Genomic DNA, 18,148 nt, shown 5'->3' with positions numbered 1-18,148 from the left:
GGGTCCTGCTGAGCGTTCATCTCAGACAACCCACCAAGAGCCAAGAATGCTGCAAGGTATAGTTTCTTCATGTGTGTTCTTTTAATTTAGGTTAGGGGCTGGGACACCCCTCCCCCGCACATTAGCGGGGGAGTTGCCCAATTATTTGTTAGTTAGCCCTGTTTATATAAACCCAGCCGGTCCTGCTTTCGCCGTTAGCACGTTCGATCATATAGAAGTAGGTTCCTGTAGGAAGCTCGTCACCACCTGCAGATTGACCTTCCCATTGGTCAGTGTAGGCTCCATTAAAGCTGTAAACCTCTGCTCCGTAACGGTTAAAGATGCTCAGTTTCCTTACGTCAAGCGCTGTAAGGTCGAAGCTTTCATTCTTGTCATCACCGTTTGGCGATATACCGCGTTGCACATCACAAGTCGTGTCTACAACATTGATCTGGCCCGGAACCGAACAGTCAGCTCCTCCATTTGGAGTTACAGTTACATAATAAGTACCACCCTGATTGATCACGATAGAAGAGCCTGTGCCTAAAGATGCACCCGAAGCATCGGTCCATTCAAATGTTGTGTTATCAGGAGTATTGATCTCATCTGTAAAGATCGCTTCAAGAACATACACATTATTCTCGTCACATCCTTCGGTGATCGCTATTGACGGTGTTTGGATAATGCTTACATCAAAGCTGTTCTCATCTGTACAGTTTGGCGATGTACCACTCTGTGCATATACATAAATCGTCTGAGAAGCAGAAACCGAAGATCCCGCTGCAAGCTGTGTGCCTGTTCCGCCAGGGCCTGTGTAGTAGCTACCAACACCAAGCGAAGGAAGTACATAGCTGTCGCATGCAGACACATCGCCAGGAGCATCAGCCACAGGAGAAGTGATTATTGTCACATTAAAGGTTTCTTCATCTGTACAGTTTGGTGTAGAACCACTCTGCGCATATATATAAATTGTTTGAGTACTACTAACCGATTCGCCAGCAATTAGCTGTGTACCTGTACCTGCAGGACCCGTAAAGTAATTACCTACAGTAAGTGCAGGAAGAACATAACTGTCGCATGCAGACTGGTTACCCGGTGTTACAACTACAGGACTTGGCACGATGGTTACTGTAAACACATTGTCATCTGTACAGTTTGGCGTAGTACCACTTTGTACGAATACGTGGATATCCTGAGTTCCGGTAATACTTTCGCCGGCACTTAGCATTGTTCCTGTTCCATTTGCACCTGTGTAGTAGTTATTGCCCGCACTAAGCGCAGGAAGCACATAGCTGTCGCAAGATGTTACATCAGCAGGATCTTCAGCTACAGGTGTAGGCGTGATCGTCACCACAAAGCTTTCTTCATCTGTACAGTTTGGCGTTGAACCGCTTTCTACATAAACAAAGATCGTTTGGGTAGATGTTATCACATCATCCGCATCCAGCTGAGTACCTGTACCGCCGGCAGCAGTAAAATAGTTACCGGCTGTAAGTGCAGGAAGAACATAGCTATCACAAGCAAACTGGTCGCCAGGAGTTACGGCTACAGGACTAGGTACGATAGTTACCGTAAATACATTTTCTGCACTACAGTTTGGTATGGTACCTGTAACAGTGTATACGTAAACATCTTGTGTAGCAGTGATCGTTTCACCGGCATTCAGCATTGTTCCCGTACCGTTTGAACCTGTATAGTAGTTGTTATTAGCGTTAAGCGCAGGAAGCACATAGCTGTCGCAAGATGTAACATCAGCAGGATCATCAGCTACAGGGGTAGGTATAACACCTACGGCCACTGTTGCAGTTGCAGAACATCCTGTATTGTCTATAGTAACTTCATAGTCGCCTGCTTCAGTTACAGTAATGGTATTTGTAGTGCCTGCAAATGGCCCTCCATTGCGTGTCCATGTGTAAGTCACATCTGCATCGTCATAGTTCGTTGGAGTTACCGTGATCGTACCATCAGTGCCTTCGCATATCGAGAACTCTGGCGTGATAGTGAATTCCGGTGTAAGGTCCTGAACGTTTATTGTAAATGATTTCACACCATAACAGTCACTCGCGTTATTATAGATCCTTACCCAGATCGTTTGCTCGAACTGAGTGGTATTGGCATAAGAGGCCACATCTGCTATGATCGGCTGGTCACCATCATTTGCAAGATCTTCACTTGTATGGTAAGTGATCGTATAGTCCCCTGTAATACCATCTAAGATCGTAGCTGTGTTTTGCGTAAGATCAAAGGTTCCAAAACCACTCGCATTACAATCTGTAAGGTTTTCAGGATCATTGGTAACATCCACAACCGGATCATAGAATTCAATAACTATAGTTGCTTCAGTGGCACATGTTGTACCAATAAACGTTGCTTCTACAGTATACTCTCCAGATTCTGTTACAAGATAAGTTGGTCCAGTTTCATTTGGCATTACACCATTTTCATCAGACCATACGAATTCAAAATCGTCAGCGCTCAGACCTGTATCCAAAAGCCTTTCGCCGCCTGCACAAACAGCATTGCCATCAGACACAAGAGATGGTTCACCAAGATCCGGCTCACCGATATCGAAGCTGCCTGCCTGAAGGAATACTGCCGAGTTATAAGCGTTATCAGAGGCGTTGGCAATAACCAGTTTGATATTGTACGAGTGATTTACCTGTACCGGGCCTGTTGCGGTCAACACAATGGTTTGGCCATTAAAGTTGATCGGGTCAAACGATGTGTTGTTGTACTGACCAAAATACTCCTCATTGATCGCAGGACATACACCGTTATCCGGGTGGATGTTGGTCACAAGGATCGGAATACTTGTATTTGGAAGCACCGCAAGGTTAATAGGAGCCGCCAATGGATCCTCGTTATCTGTTAATATGAAGGCGAACGAGTCTGAGAAGTTACACTCAAAGCCACCCATATTATATTCTTCCGATGCGAACAGGAAGTTGAAGTTCAGCTCGTCTGTCATCGATACGAAGTCAAACGATATCCAGGTAGCATCGTTCGTATTACCCGGAGGTAAGTTCACGATAGTTTCAAGGTCTGTATCGCCATCCCATCCCGGCCAGTTATTACTTTGCCCGGCAGGGAACTGGTTTGGTCCAGGGGCAAGGGCAGCGTCGCCACTCACAAGAACGATACCTGCTTCCATCGGGAATTCAGAGCCATTCTGCTCAAAGTAGCCAATACCGTTGGCCATTCCAAAGTCAGTACCTGTACTTGATAATATGTTAGATATCTGGGCACAATCAGAACCTATAAGTACATCCTGTACAAGCTCTTCGATAGTATGTTCATCCTGAGTCACCAAGATCGGTGGTGGAGGCGTATTGATGCATATTTCAAAGCTCGTTACATCAGTTGGATCAGGCAGCCATGTGGTATATACCCTTACATAATATGTCTCACCAAGCGTCAAACCTGTAATGGTCTGGCTGTTATTACCACAAGCGAGCTGGTTTAGCGTACCACAATCAGCACCTTCGTAAATTACTGTTTGGAAGGTCGCACCGATCATGTTGTTTATGTTAACAGCATGTGTAGTTGATGTAGCTTCGAATGAATACCAAACATCAAATTCAATATCGCCCCAAATATAACAAGTCTGTGCTTGTGATGATCCTGTTGCGCCTGTTACTGTACCCGATGCGAATACGTCACAATCAATACCAGGATTCGTGCCTACGTCTATTGCACCGTCACAGTCATCATTCTCGATAAGTGTAGTAAATATGATCGGGCCTGACCAGTTACTATTTCCATCAGTGCCACCACAGATCGCACGCACATAGAACTCATAAGTAGTTCCTGAAGTAAGGTCAACACCTGTAACAGTCTCTGTAGCTATATGCGGCATAGTGGTAGTTGATAAGCCTGAATCTGTAGGCTGTGGTGCCGGAGAGTTGATCGGCACAACATATACTTCCCATGTAGTGGCAGTTCCCATTTCAGTCCAGTTAAGATCGGCTGTAGTAAGCGCCAGCGCATCTACGAAAAGATCCTGCGGCTTAGGACATGGCGGAGGTGTACAGTCTGCCTCATCGTTCTCATATAGTATAGTACCCTGAGCTCCCTGGCCCGGAAGCTTAGTGTAAAGGTCTTCTTCAAATGGAGTATACACAACAACTCCTACCTCATTAGCAAAGTTACCTCCGAAATTCCATTGTAGTTCAAAACCTACGCCAGGACATAGCGGTACTTCAACAGTTTGAGATGTTCCTGTTGTAAATGTAGAACCAAATGTACCTACCGGTACGCCATTTTGGAGAACCGTCATTGTATTGCCATTCCAGCCATCGCCGAAAGAGTCAACCATTTCAAACACATAATTACATTGGTCGGCCTCAGCACATACAAGGCTGTGGAATTCGAAAGGACCGGCCCATGTACTGTTGGTAGATGCATCACAAATTACCCTCACATAGTAGTCATAGTTGATACCAGGTGTTGGAAGTGGCACTTCAACAGGGTTAGTAGTAGTAAGTGTGCCTGTAGAAGAAGCTGTTGGTGCAGGGTCGTTCGCAGGAACTACATACACTTCCCAGTTACCTGTAGCAGGGCCATCCCACTCTAGCATGGCTGAATCTACTTCAAAATCATAAGCCGTAAGGCCGGTTGGAGGAAGACACAGTGGATTATCACAATCGATCGTTCCTGAATATAGTACACTATTTTGCGCACCGGTACCCGAAGGCTTCGTGAATATTGTCTGGCTAAAGCCGTTAACAATAGACACACCTACTTCACCAGGGAAGTTACCGCCTGCATTCCAGAACAATTCGAACGGCTGGCCATTACACATGGCCACGTTAACCGTTATAGGGCCCTGGCCTGTAGTGAACGTAGAACCGATAGTTGCAACGGTCGCGCCGTTCTGTGTTATGGTCATAGTGTTACCGTTCCAGCCATCACCCCATGAATCTGTCATGATAAAGCTGTAGTTACACTGTTGTGCCAACGGGCATACAGCTGTTGTGAACGGGAATGGGCCTGCCCATGTACTATTGGTCGAGCCGTCGCACACGATCCTTACATAATACACATAGTTGGTACCGGCAACCAGTCCGGTAGTTACGTCCACCGGTTTTGTGGTCGTGTTAACACCTGTTGTAGATGATGTAGGCGCCGGGCTTCCGGCAGTCACAACATAATAATCCCAGTTACCCGTGTTAGGGCCAGCCCAGTCAAGAGTAACGGATGTTGTTGAGATATTGGATACACTAAGTCCGTCAGGAGGAAGACACGCAGGGGTATCACAATCGATAAGACCTGTGAAAAGCGATGAGTTTTGCGCTCCTGTTCCGGCAGGTTTTGTGTAAATGGTCTGTCCAAAGTTATTTTGGATAGATACGCCTACTTCGCCTGCAAAGTTACCACCCGCGTTCCAGAATAGCGAAAGCGGAAGGTCATCACATATAGGGACCGTAACCGAAACAGGGCCAACACCTGTAGTAAATGTTGAACCGATAGTTGCAACAGCAATGCCGTTTTGCGACACCGTCATGGTATTGCCGTTCCAGCCGTCGCCAAATGAGTCGGTCATTATAAATGTATAGTTACACTGGTCATTAGCCTCACAAAGAGTAGTATTGAACGCATAAGGGCCTGCCCACGCACTAAATGTGCCGTTACCGCAATTTGCCCTTACATAATATTCATAAGGAGTAGACGCGACCAATGCAGTACCGTCAAACTCGGCAGTTGTAACATAGTTCGTATTTGTATTCACAGTTGTACCTGCTCCCGCCGGCATACCGTCGCCCGGATCCTGCACCACTACCTGCCATGAGGTAGCGCCGCTTGGGTTAGTCCATGAAAGCTGCGCCGATGTCAGCCCGCCTACTGATGGCAAACCTACAGGAGGCGCACAGTTCACAGGCTGTATAACAAGAGTATAAGGAGTTGTTTGAGGAGCAGCCCATGTAGAAATAACAATGATATAGGTCTGGCCTGCAGTAACTGCAAATGTTGGGATCGCAAGTGGCGCCGGGGTAAAGCCTGTTACAGCACCACCCGCACAGCTCACACCTACATTGGTACAGCTATTATATACGAATACACCTGAATAGGCACCGTTGTTCGTTACATTAATACTGATAACACCTGTAGTGGCAGCAGTATAGGAGTAGAAAACATCATTACCGTTAAGGTACTGGTTGGCAGTACCACAACCTGCAGCGCCACCGGGAGAACCATCTACCGTGTCGCCATAGTTCCCTGTGTTATCTGTAGTAGAGTAAGAAGGCGTCGTAATTACGATCGGGGCCGTACAGCTTTCGCCAAGAGCCACCGTACTAAAATAGAATGGCCCTACCCAGTTACCGGTATTACCACCACCACAATCGGCCCTTACATAATACTTATAGTCAGTATTTGGCTGAAGCGGGTTGCCCGCGCTATCGGTAGTAGCCGTATATGGAGGAATACCTGTATACGATATACCCACCTGAGTAGGGGCCTGAAGCGCTCCTACGATATCAATATCCCACTCAGTAGCGCCACCCGGGTTAGCCCAGTTAAGCACTGCCTGGTTAAGGCCCACACTGTTCACTGCCAAAGTCGTAGGGTCAAGACACTGCGCGCCTACCATTACGTTATCAACAAGCCAGCGATCACCAAAGTCGCCGTTCATTACAAAGGCAATGTATGCCTGCTGCCCAAAGCTTGATGCAGGAAGGTTAAATACCTTTTCAAGATAGTCTGTCTGGAATGGGTCCGGGTTAATGTCAAGTTCACCCATTGTAGGCACGATAGGTGTATAAGCACTCGGATCGCCTGGCGTATTGCCGGTATGGATCATCAACCTGTAAGTGTTACCGTCATTACCGATTATGGTCAGCCTTGACTGAAAACGGAGTTGTCCGTTGGTAGGCACAAGGAACTGCTTGGTCACCAACCAGTCTTCTGCAGTACCGGTAGCCACGTTCTCCCTGTTGATAAAGGCCACCTTGCCCGACCCGCCGTATGCAGGTGACTGAATGGCATTGTGGTTCACCACATTCCATTCCTGTCCCGGCCCCGAAACGTTGATCTTGGACCAACCGGTTGGGAGGAGGTTACCGTTACTTTCAAACGTTTCCAATGCGAGCTGGGAGTAGCCACACCAGGAAAGTAACGACATGAAAAATAATAGGGTAATTTTTTTCATAGAATTATATTTAGTAGTTTATGTTTAAGTTCTCGAAAATAAACAAAAAATTTAACTTATAACTTAATATGTTAAAGATTATCTATCATTTATTTAAAAAAAACAAAATTAATTGTATTTGTTATGAATGTAAAACTCCCGCAACAATCTGCAAATAATCCAACAAAATTGTTAATTCCGCAATACTCTCGCTATATTTGACAGAATTATTGACCTTTGCGTATGGAAAATCGAATCAGGATATATTTCGCTTCAGACCAGCATTTTGGTGCCCCTACACCCGAAGAGAGTTTCCCGCGGGAACAAAAATTCGTAAAGTGGCTTGACGAAATAAAACATGATGCGCACACCCTGTTCTTACTGGGCGACCTGTTCGATTTCTGGTTCGAATACAAGACCGTTGTACCCCGCGGATTCGTACGGGTGCTGGGCAAGCTGGCCGAACTGCGCGACAGCGGTATCGAGATCCATTTCTTTACCGGCAACCATGATCTGTGGATGGGCGACTACTTCGAAAAAGAACTTAGCATTCCCGTATACCACAAGCCAAAAGAATTCACCTATAATAATAAGGTGTTCCTTATAGGGCATGGCGACGGGCTGGGACCCGGGGACAAGGGATACAAAAGGATGAAAAAGGTATTTACCAACCCGTTCTCCAAATGGCTGTACCGATGGCTCCACCCGGACATTGGCGTCAGGCTCGCACAATACCTTTCTGTTAAGAACAAGCTAATATCCGGGGAGGCAGATGTGAAATTCCTTGGTGAGGATAATGAGTGGCTCGTACTCTATTCAAAGCGTAAACTGGAGTCGAAGCATTACGACTACTTTGTGTTTGGCCACCGCCACCTGCCCATGGTAATTAAGGTAGGCGAAAACTCGTCCTATATCAACCTGGGTGACTGGATAGGCTACTTTACGTACGGGGTTTTTGACGGGGAGAAGTTTGAACTTAAAGAATATTAGACCCGGAACAGATCCTAATTCCTCCCTTCATTTTGTAGATAGTTGTAAAGCCCCATCTTAAAAAGAGTCCCCTCTACAAGGTCTTTAATGTGTTTCAATTCGCTTTTGGTCACGGCGAGGTCTATTTGCTGCAACGGGGTTTTAAGCAGGGATCTCTGACAGTTCCTCCGGCAACCGGCACAGCCTTGGAGTTCGTCGAACGTTTCGTCGATGATCAGTGCAAAGTCCCGGATCTCACGATGGGAAAAATACAACCCGGTCTCCTTAAACACCAACTGCACTTTTTCCTTCAGTACCACATCGTTCTTTTTCCAGTAAAATGCTACACCAAATTCATTATAATATATCTGCTCAACTTCCCTCATTGCTTTTTGGTTTTGAACAAAAGTAAACATTTATTTAAAATGATTCTAAATAGATGGTGGTTTTTTAATGATGATCTTTCAAACATTAAGAAAGGGAGGCGGATGACACGGATCAGGCAGATGACCGCAGACCTGCACAAGTTGGTAGATGGCAGAGTTGTTGAAAGAGCTAACTTCAACCAATGCAGAATGAAAAAATCCGTATAGACCTGCTGTATCCGCATTACATATCCTCAAATTGGAATTTACCCTTCACACCTGATGTCCCTAAGCCTCAATTGCAAGTTCGCCTCCCCGTTCCAAACATTTTCATCAATTGAATAGGCCGCTTCAAAAACCTCTCCGCCACAGGCCAGATCCATTTTTGAAGCAAGGCCGAAGCCAATGGCCCCAAACCCTTCCTGCCCCTCCTGGCGTACGAACAGCCGGAGGTGGCTCTCATCACTGCCGATGGGCTTACCAAAGCCAGTGTCCTTTAAATTCCGGGTAACGAAAACAGGCGTCATGTTGCCCGGTCCGAACGGTTCGAACTGCTTTATCAGGCGGAAGAACTTTGGTGTAATGTCGGTAAGGTCTATTTCCGCGTCAATGCTTATTTCGGGGGTAAGCAGTTCCGGATCGATAGTTTCGGACACCACCTGCTCAAACTTATCGCGGAACAACGGGTACTGCTCCTCCAACAGCGTAAGTCCTGCAGCATACATATGCCCGCCAAACTGCTCCAAATGTTCGGCGCAGGCCTCAAGGGCGTTATAAATATCGAAATCCTTGACCGACCGTGCCGAAGCCGCCAGCCTGTCACCGCTTTTGGTAAATACCAGTGTTGGGCGGTAATACGTTTCCGTTAGCCGCGATGCCACAATGCCTATCACACCCTTATGCCAGCTTTCCTTATATACGACTGTCGTGAACTTATCATGGTCGCTGTTCTCATCTATCTGCGTCAGCGCCTCTATGGTGATCTGTTTATCGAGGTCCTTGCGGTCAGCATTCAGCGATTCTATCTGCGCGGCGAACTCCTCTGCCTGCGTCAGGTCAAATTCTGTAAGAAGTTCAACCGCATAATTACCATGCTTTATACGTCCGGCGGCATTGATGCGCGGCGCGATAACAAAAACCACATCGCTTATGGTAAGCACCTGCCGCTTTAGGTTTTGTATCAGCGCTTTGATGCCCGGCCTTGGAGATGCATTGATAACATCCAACCCGAATTTTGCCAGCACACGGTTCTCTCCCGTTATGGGCACGATGTCCGCAGCAATAGCCGTAGCCACCAGATCGAGGTACGGCATCAGATCGGTAATAGTTAGCCCGCGCCTGCCAGCAAGAGCCTGCACCAGTTTAAAGCCTACGCCACAGCCGCACAGTTCGTCATAAGGATAGGTACAATCCTCCCGCTTAGGGTCAAGCACTGCTACAGCTTCCGGCAGTACGTTGCCGGGGCGGTGGTGGTCGCAAATAATGAAATCGATCCCCTTATCATTAGCATAGGCTACCTTATCAACAGACTTTATGCCGCAGTCGAGCGCAATGATCAGGGTACAGCCGTTATCGTCGGCATAATCTATTCCGGCAAAGGAAACGCCATAGCCTTCCCTGTAACGATCAGGAATGTATGTATCTACATTGGGATAGTACGACCTCAAATAGGAGGAAACCAATGAAACTGCCGTAGTACCATCAACATCATAATCGCCAAATACAAGTATATTTTCTCCTTTGGCAATAGCCGCCTCAATACGCTCCACAGCCCTGTCCATATCCTTCATCAGGAAAGGGTCGTGCAGGTCGTCCAGCGATGGACGGAAAAAGCTCCTCGCCTGTTCAAACGTTTCCACACCGCGCTGTATCAGCAGTGCTGCAATTACATCATCCACTTTTAGCGCTTCTGCCAGGTGTTGTACTTTTTCGGAGGGTGGTGAGGGTTTGAGGTTCCAGCGCATTTTAATAATATTGAATTTCGTAAGACATTTGCGAAACGATCTTGTCTTCGAGATATTGGGTGATCCTTGTAATGTTGCCTTTCATATCGTAGGTATAAACTTGCCTGTAATTGGATGGGCTTTTGGTAGGAAGGCCATAGGGCATAAGCTTGAAAACATCCCTGAAAGATGTAAAAGAATTTGTTGTTATTGCTTTTTCCGAAACTTTGCCCCGATCATTGTACTTTAATGCTATCGTAATCACACCATCTTCTTTTGTAACAACAATGCTGTCAGGTGAAGTTCCTGCATATCGATAATCTACAATGGTCTCGTTTAGAGGTGAAGTATACGTTGTGAATTTTTCCTTTACCAATAGTCCCTTATCGTAAAAATATTTGTTGTAATAACTAAGCTTCCTTACAGAATCAACCTGATGGTATACATTGTATTCAGTTAATTTGTTGTCATTATCATAGCTATAAATATATTCGAAATAATTAAACTTCATTGCCTTATCATTGGGTGCACTTTGCGCCCTGATACATGTAAGCCTGCCATTTTCCCATAAATATTCTGTTGCAATGTTCACCCTGTTATTCATCCTGTCTTCCCTGTTCACAATTTTACCATTTTCATATTTTAAGACAGCCCATTGTGTATTGAGTGTATCCTTATCCTTCATCTGATAGGTATACATTGCGATAATATTTCCATCTTTATCGTATACCGTTCGCGCAACACTATTATCTTTTTTTCTGTCAAGTGGTTCCCATGCCATTTCTCTGGCTCCTTTGTAACTGTAGGAATACACTTGATCAGCTTTGTTTTTTTGGTACCGGGTTGTCCTGATCTTCCTCCCGTTCCTGTCATATTCAAATTTGGACAGGGTGTCAGACTCCTGATACCCGTTAAGCGCATATTGAGTTCTAACCTGCGATACCTGCCTTATATTTTTGTCCACTTTATCCTCATAATATTCCTCGACGGGATAAGGCTTCGGCTCAGCAGAAACATCAAGTATAAATTGTGCATTCGCTACAGGGGAAAGGCAGAAAAAGCATAGCATTTGAAATATTTTCGTCATTATAGCAGGTTATGGTCCGGTTTAATGTTACAGCCCAAAAATACACAATACATTCCCGATTTCTCCATCGCATTGATAATCGTGTGAAAGATTCTTTACATTTGACGAAAACAAATTTATCACGGTAATGAAAGACAGCCAAACCCTCCTGATCCGCATCACCTGCCTGTTTTGGATCATGACCAAGCTGCTCAGTTACAGGGCATGGCTCGCCCATGGCAGGCAGTACCCTGTCGTACCGCCTTTTGAATTCCTTGATGTTGTCCCACCCGTGGCGCACGCTGCCAGTTTCTTCCTGTCATTGTCGGGGTTGGTACTATTATTTATATTTCCGCGCAAAACAGGTCTGATGGTCGCTCTGCTAACCATTATATTATTCTCCTGCCTGCTGGATGTTGTCCGTTGGCAGCCATGGGAATACCAATGCCTTTTTTTCCTGATCATATTCATCATCAACCGCCACAAACCCGCCGCCCTGTTTAGCGCCATAATTTTTGTCATGGGCTGCATTTACATTTACAGCGGCATCCATAAATTAAACGGCGGATACCTGTTCGTGGTTTGGGAGCAGCTGATATTACGCAGGATCATCGGACTATCAAAGGCCAATATCGCGCAATGGAACCTGCATTACATTGGGCTGATAATGCCAATCGTAGAAACACTGGCGGGCGTGCTGCTGATCACGGTAAAGAACAAAAAGATCCCATTGTTCCTACTAATGGCTATGCACGTGTTGCTGCTTTTCATGCTGAGCGCGGCAGGAATAAGCAAGAACAGGATCGTACTGCCGTGGAATGTATTCATGATGCTCATCCTGACCCTGTATTATTACCGTGGCAGCCAAAGCTTCTCGCTGCAATTGGTTTTGAGGGGACCTAACCTTGCCATACTGCTGTTTTGGGGAATTTTGCCTTCGCTGCACCTTGCGGGATATTGGGATAAAAAGCTTTCGGCAAGCATGTACTCCGGAAACATGAAATTCATGGATGTATGCGTAAAAAACCCTGAAACGATGCCTGGGTTCAAAAGACTGTTTACTGATAAAAACCCATATAATACCTGTACTGACGGCGAGGCCAGGCTATCCCTATCGAACCTGTCCGCAAAGGAATTCTACCTGCTTCCCTATCCGGAATACTGGTACTACAGAAAGTTTAAAAAGAAATGGGAAAAGCTGTACCCCCAAGCTGACATGGAATTCCGGGTGTATCAATATCCTTATAAGGAAGTTGTGGAGATCGAATGATCAGGATTTACTCAAATGATACTTTCATCTTCAACCCACGCAAAAACTTCACTACCTCTTTGTTATTCCCCATCAGGGTGATCTTCTTCAGATTAGGAAAGTACTTTACATCTTCGGCCGAACCCACATCGAATACCTCATCTTCGCCGTCCCAGTGCGGGATCAATTGGTGGTATATCTCATCACCTCCATCAGCCCTTAATTCCTTAATGTCCCAGAGAAGCTCCAAAGGAATGTCCAGATCTTCAAACCATGCCTTTACTTCCGGGATCATCTCGTAACTGATCTCGTTAAGGTCGATCTCACGGCCTTTGTAGTTTTCGGCAAATTCATATACGTCGAATTTCGGAAGAAGCACCTCATCATCATACATCAGGCGCTGTACGACCATAAGCTTAAAGTTCAGGTCGGCATTCATTTTCACGTAGCCCCTTGGCAATTTTTCCAGCTTCTTCTTTACTTTAGGGTTGTACAAGGCAATGTTGCGCTCTTCAAGGTCAATAGCTTTGCCCATGTCCAGCATGGCGGCAGGCAGCGTTTTGAACGGGTTCTTTTTAAGATAGACCGTACCGCTCACTTTCAGGTTCACGAACGATTCCGGCACTGTTTCCAACTGCGTTTGCGACAGGTTCAGTTCCTCCAGACTGGTAAACTGGCCTATCCACTCCGGCAATTCCCTCAGCGGGTTGTTGGCAAGGTTCAGCACCTTCAGGTTTTTCAATTGTAAAAGCGCTATGGGCAGTTCGGTAATTTTGTTGTTGGAAAGGTCGATGATCTCAAGCGAATCCATATTCGTAATTTCCGCCGGTATCGATGTTATGAAGTTATCATGCAGGTCCAGCTTTTTTATCTGTGTAAGATTCAAAAAGCCTTCCATATCCATAAAATTGTTATGCCTCAGGACAACCCTTTTCAGGTCGGCCAGCGTGTCGAGCCCCGGCGGCACGGCATTGAGATTGTTGTCGGTAAGGTTAAGTTCCGTAAGGTATTTGTAACCCTTTATCAGGTTGAAGGCTTCCGGCAGCAGCGACTTGTTGTTGGTCACCGATAAAACTACCATGTCCTTTAATGATGCATAGTATTTATTAAACCATTGATTGTCTGACCAGCTGGTACGCGGCTCGCCGAGGCTATAGCTCCTGAAGTCGCGCAGGTTGATGCATTGCAGTACCCTTTGCACACCGCCGTTGAAAAGCGCCAGCACGCGCTTGTCATCCTCGACATAATTCCCAAGTTCGTATAGCCTGTTCTTATCCCACGGATGTGTTGAAAACCACTCCGTAACTGTAGCAATGTAATCGTCCACCTTAAGCTTGTACACATGCTCCATCGGGTCGGGGTGGCTGTGGTAGTTGCTTTCCACAAAATAGGTTTCGCCTTTGCCCAAAGGCCCCAGCTTGTCCTGCAGCATCTGTACCGTGTCGCCGCCTAAATGGTTATGGTGGTATCTATAGATCGCTTTTTTATCCTCGCGGTATTTCCGGAATTCCTCCTCATTGGTCGCCAGCACTTCTGCCTCCGCCCTGAAATCCCTGCCATAAGTAAACGAGTTGATGTCGATAATTAAATATACACGCTCCCTTATCGGATTGAGTTCACTGTAAATGATGTGGCCTACCGGCGTGATGAATTCGGGCGTACGCTCTTTGCTGTTTTCAAAAAACAGGTTGAGGAACGGGAGATGGGATTGAGAGAGGGGCTGCATTTTGAAAAAGAGGGATCAGATATTTAAGCGGTTAATTACAGATAAAATGACAATTATCTTTTTAGGTGTTGTGGAGCATCATTAATCCTCTTTGCCAGGATGTTTAACCTTATTTTTATTACCCAAAAATCCCCCCACAATAACCACGATCTCCCCCTTTGGTTCTTTCTTCGTAAAATGCTCCAGTACCTCAGTTGCAGTACCGCGCACTGTTTCCTCATGCAGCTTGCTCAGCTCGCGGGAAACGGATACGGGGCGGCTTTCGCCAAAATATTGTACGAACTCACCCAGGGTCTTTACCAGCTTGTGCGGCGATACATAAAATATCATGGTGCGGGGTTCTTCAGTAAGGGCGAGGAAGCGGGTCTGCCGACCTTTTTTATCCGGCAAAAAGCCTTCGAAGACGAATTTGTCGTTGGGCAGGCCACTATTGACAAGTGCGGGCACGAATGCCGTAGCGCCGGGCAGGCACTCCACAGGAATGTTGGCCTCCACACAGGCGCGCGTGAGCAAAAACCCGGGGTCGGATATGGCCGGTGTACCCGCATCGGAAATAAGGGCGATAGTCTCGCCGTTCTGTATGCGCTGAATAATACCCTCCACCGTTTTATGCTCGTTGTGCATGTGGTGGCTGTGCATGTGGGTGCCAATGTCAAAATGCTTCAGTAGCTTGGCGCTGGTACGCGTGTCCTCGGCCAGGACCAGGTCAGCTTCTTTAAGCACCTTAATGGCACGGAAAGTCATGTCCTCCAGGTTGCCTATGGGCGTGGGAACGATATATAGTTTCGACATTAGCTAAACCTTTTCTCTACCAGTTCCATGAAGCGCGTTTCGTAATCTTCCTTACCCACCCAGTTGTTGTAATCGGGCTTTACAAGGTCTTCTATAAAGGCTTTGGCTTCATCATATGAGTTTTGCGTGTTGATCTGCGACACCACGCGGTTCAGGTCTTCACTACTGCCTCCGAAAAGGTTCTTCTCAAAAGCTATGCGGTCGTTCAGCCCCAGTGTTATCGTTTTCCCAAAAGATTCGCTTATCGGGCGTGATGTAGCAGGCTCTGCCGCCATTGTGGGCTTGGGTGCTTCCTGCTTAGGTTCCTCTTTTGGGATTTCTGGCTGTGGGTCTTTTTTAGGCTCCCAGTTGCGCCAGTTATCTTCCTCTTCAGCCTTTGGCTCTTCTGTTTTCTCCTCCAACGGTTGTGCCTGTGACTGCTTATTTGGCTCCCAGTTGCGCCAGTCGTCCGCTTCTGCTTTTGGCTCCTCCTTTTTCGGTTCTCCCGATTTAGGTGGCTCTACTTTCTTTTCGTCCTTTTTTATAAACTCCGGTTCTTTATAATCATGGAAATCCTCAAATGATATTTCCTTTTGCTTCTTCGGCTCTTCCGGCGCCGGCGTTCTTTCAAAAGCAAAGTCAAAACCTACATCCGACTTATCCGTTTTGGCATTGGCATCCGGCTCGATCGTTACCACTTCGGCATCGGCGGCTTTTTCCTCTTCGGCTATGGTGGCATTATCTTCCTTTTCGAAGACAGCTGCCGCGCTTTCTTCCATGGCTTTCACCTCAGCTTCAGGCTTTACCACCTCAACTTTATTTTCCGGCTCTTCAGTTGCTTCCTCTTTCTTCTCTTCTTTTACTTCAGGCTCCTTTACTTCAGGCTTTTCTTCTTTGGCAGGCTCCTCAACTTCTTCAGGTTTCTCATCCGCTTCCTCATCACCCCCTTCGCGGGCTGGGGGGCTTTGCTCCTTCTCCCCTTCAGATGCCTGGTATTCCTCTACTTTTTGTGTGGGGTCGGCGCTGCCTTCCGCTTCTCCCTCTTGGGGGGTCGGGGGGCTTTTCTTTTCGGCACGTGCCTTATCTTCGGCAGCCTCTACTTCATTAGCATGCACTTCCGGCACCTCCTCGATCCCGTAGATCTCCTCCAGCTTCCCTTCCGCCGAAGCATATCCGATAGTTGGCTTCACATCGGCAAAGTTATCCTCCACAAACCGCAGTACTGATATCTTTTCATACAGCTTCAGCGTCTCGGCCTGCAGCTGGTCAAGCTCCGACCTGTTCTTCAATTTCAGGATTCTGTGGGCTATGCTAATGAGTTCGGCTTCTAACTTTTTCTTCATAACTTTTGGGATTGTAAGGAGTGGCGCACTACTTTTTTAATAAATTTGTTTTATACAAAGTAACAGAAAATGTTTCTGTTTTACTGCCAGAAAAATACAAAATGTTTCTCGAAAATACTGTTAACCATAAAGAACAATTCGGGTGGATAGAGGTCATCTGCGGGTCGATGTTCTCGGGCAAGACCGAAGAGCTGATACGCAGGCTGAAACGTGCGCAGTTTGCCAGGCAAAAGATCGAGATATTCAAGCCATCCATCGATACCCGTTACCATGAGGAGATGGTAGTGTCGCACGACTCCAACGAGATCCGCTCTACGCCCGTAACCTCCTCGTCCATGCTGCGAATTTTGGCACAGGGATGTGATGTGGTGGGCATTGACGAGGCGCAGTTCTTTGATGATGAAATAGTAGCAGTTTGCAACGACCTTGCGAATAATGGCATCCGTGTTATCGTAGCAGGGCTGGATATGGACTTTAAAGGCAATCCTTTCGGCCCGATGCCCGCGCTTATGGCTACTGCCGAATATGTGACAAAAGTCCATGCCGTATGCACCCGTACCGGCAACCTGGCCAACTACAGCTTCCGTAAGGCGAACAACGACAACCTTGTGCTTTTGGGCGAGACCGAAGAATATGAGCCATTGAGCAGAGCAGCTTATTTTGAGGCGATGAGAAGCCCACTGGCCCCAAGCCCCCTAACCCCCGAGGGGGGGACTACAGGGAATGCGGAAAATTTGTAGCTACTATGAAATACCTTATTTTTCTGCTGTTGCTCATAACCGGCTGCAGCCTTTACAGGAACAGTTCCGGAAAAACATATAGTGCTGGCGCGTTTACAGGTGCCCATCGCCTTATACCCATTGCCGCGAATGACACCAGCTATACCAACTATTTTAACGTACGTGACACCACTACCCGCGATGGCTGGAAGATACAGTATTTGGTGATGGATGATGCCACACGCCATACCGATGCCTACATACAATGGGAAAAAGGCGATGTGAAAAGGGTATACAGATACAATAACGTGCTGCAATACCGCGGTTCGTTCATGCCGCAGCTGCTGGAAGAAAGCGATACACATATCTTTATGGAACACTGGTGCGCAACCGACTGTATGGCAGTATTAGCCTTGCCAAAAAACGGCCGCGATGATGCCATGGATATTGAGGCGATCATTGATCATAACCTTAGATCCGGGCAATTTGTGTATCGGGAATATAAAGATAACGGTGCTATAGCTGCCACGGCTATCGACCTGAAGAGACGGAAAAAGAGATCGGTGACTTTTAAAAATAAAATCTACTCAATGGGCAATTCTTTTGTAAAAAGCATCATTTTTAAAGGTAGCAGCATTGTAATTGAAGGTGAGTTTTTTGATAAGGACGGGGAAACGGTTAAGGAAGTACAGACGATACGGTTTTAATGAAAAACATAGTATCTTAGCATTGATCAAAATTCTATCCATGGACGAAGAACTAACATTGTATACCGATAGTGATATTTTCAAAAAGGCAGAAATATTTTCAAAGGAAAATGGGACTACAATTGAAGATTTTACAGCAAATATTATTAAAGATATTGCTGCCGGTACTACTGAAATTATTTAGC

At 46.4% G+C, this 18,148-nt stretch carries 12 protein-coding genes; 5 read left to right on the top strand and 7 right to left on the bottom strand.

Going from position 1 to position 18,148, the window contains the following annotated elements; translation table 11 throughout:
• Positions 1–148: 148 nt before the first annotated feature.
• On the bottom strand, positions 149–7,126 hold the full coding sequence (locus ACT6R0_RS17500; protein ID WP_444655161.1) for a choice-of-anchor L domain-containing protein: 6,978 nt from the start codon (positions 7,124–7,126) through the stop codon (positions 149–151).
• A 222-nt stretch (positions 7,127–7,348) separates the two neighbouring features.
• Between ACT6R0_RS17500 and ACT6R0_RS17495 the strand changes: the two genes are divergently transcribed.
• Positions 7,349–8,095, top strand: a complete 747-nt coding sequence (locus ACT6R0_RS17495; RefSeq protein ID WP_444655159.1) for a UDP-2,3-diacylglucosamine diphosphatase — start codon at positions 7,349–7,351, stop codon at positions 8,093–8,095.
• A gap of 14 nt (positions 8,096–8,109) precedes the next feature.
• Here ACT6R0_RS17495 and ACT6R0_RS17490 read toward each other — a convergent pair whose 3' ends face one another.
• From ACT6R0_RS17490 to ACT6R0_RS17480, 3 genes are all read right to left on the bottom strand, one after another.
• Positions 8,110–8,460 carry a hypothetical protein gene (locus tag ACT6R0_RS17490; protein ID WP_444655157.1) on the bottom strand — a complete coding sequence of 117 codons (351 nt, stop codon included), beginning with the start codon at positions 8,458–8,460 and terminating at the stop codon, positions 8,110–8,112.
• A 245-nt stretch (positions 8,461–8,705) separates the two neighbouring features.
• Positions 8,706–10,403 carry a single-stranded-DNA-specific exonuclease RecJ gene (recJ, locus tag ACT6R0_RS17485; RefSeq protein ID WP_444655156.1) on the bottom strand — a complete coding sequence of 566 codons (1,698 nt, stop codon included), beginning with the start codon at positions 10,401–10,403 and terminating at the stop codon, positions 8,706–8,708.
• A gap of 1 nt (position 10,404) precedes the next feature.
• On the bottom strand, positions 10,405–11,469 hold the full coding sequence (locus tag ACT6R0_RS17480; protein ID WP_444655155.1) for a hypothetical protein: 1,065 nt from the start codon (positions 11,467–11,469) through the stop codon (positions 10,405–10,407).
• A gap of 127 nt (positions 11,470–11,596) precedes the next feature.
• Between ACT6R0_RS17480 and ACT6R0_RS17475 the strand changes: the two genes are divergently transcribed.
• Positions 11,597–12,718, top strand: a complete 1,122-nt coding sequence (locus ACT6R0_RS17475) for a hypothetical protein (protein ID WP_444655154.1) — start codon at positions 11,597–11,599, stop codon at positions 12,716–12,718.
• Positions 12,719–12,725: 7 nt separating this feature from the next.
• Here the strand turns inward: ACT6R0_RS17475 and ACT6R0_RS17470 are convergent, their stop codons facing one another.
• From ACT6R0_RS17470 to ACT6R0_RS17460, 3 genes are all read right to left on the bottom strand, one after another.
• A complete protein-coding gene (locus ACT6R0_RS17470; protein ID WP_444655152.1) occupies positions 12,726–14,423 on the bottom strand; it encodes a leucine-rich repeat domain-containing protein in 1,698 nt (565 codons plus the stop codon).
• Between the two features lie 81 nt (positions 14,424–14,504).
• Positions 14,505–15,215 carry a 16S rRNA (cytidine(1402)-2'-O)-methyltransferase gene (rsmI, locus tag ACT6R0_RS17465; RefSeq protein ID WP_444655151.1) on the bottom strand — a complete coding sequence of 237 codons (711 nt, stop codon included), beginning with the start codon at positions 15,213–15,215 and terminating at the stop codon, positions 14,505–14,507.
• Positions 15,215–16,537 (bottom strand): hypothetical protein, encoded by a 1,323-nt coding sequence (locus ACT6R0_RS17460; protein ID WP_444655150.1) that lies wholly within the window; start codon positions 16,535–16,537, stop codon positions 15,215–15,217. The genes rsmI and ACT6R0_RS17460 overlap by 1 nt, the downstream gene beginning before the upstream one ends.
• 101 nt (positions 16,538–16,638) lie before the next feature.
• Between ACT6R0_RS17460 and ACT6R0_RS17455 the strand changes: the two genes are divergently transcribed.
• The 3 genes from ACT6R0_RS17455 to ACT6R0_RS17445 are packed head-to-tail and all read left to right on the top strand — an operon-like array spanning position 16,639 to position 18,147.
• The gene (locus tag ACT6R0_RS17455) at positions 16,639–17,277 is read left to right on the top strand and encodes a thymidine kinase (protein WP_444655149.1); all 639 of its coding nucleotides are present in this window, start codon (positions 16,639–16,641) and stop codon (positions 17,275–17,277) included.
• A 5-nt stretch (positions 17,278–17,282) separates the two neighbouring features.
• Entirely contained in the window at positions 17,283–17,963 is a 681-nt protein-coding gene (locus ACT6R0_RS17450; protein ID WP_444655147.1) for a hypothetical protein, read from the top strand.
• A gap of 40 nt (positions 17,964–18,003) precedes the next feature.
• On the top strand, positions 18,004–18,147 hold the full coding sequence (locus tag ACT6R0_RS17445) for a hypothetical protein (protein ID WP_444655146.1): 144 nt from the start codon (positions 18,004–18,006) through the stop codon (positions 18,145–18,147).
• Position 18,148 lies beyond the last annotated feature (1 nt).

Origin of the sequence: Flavobacterium sp. (genome assembly GCF_052437795.1) — a bacterium.
Classification (GTDB): Bacteria; Bacteroidota; Bacteroidia; order Flavobacteriales; family Flavobacteriaceae; genus Flavobacterium.
This window is presented reverse-complemented; position numbering and strand designations above follow the sequence as displayed.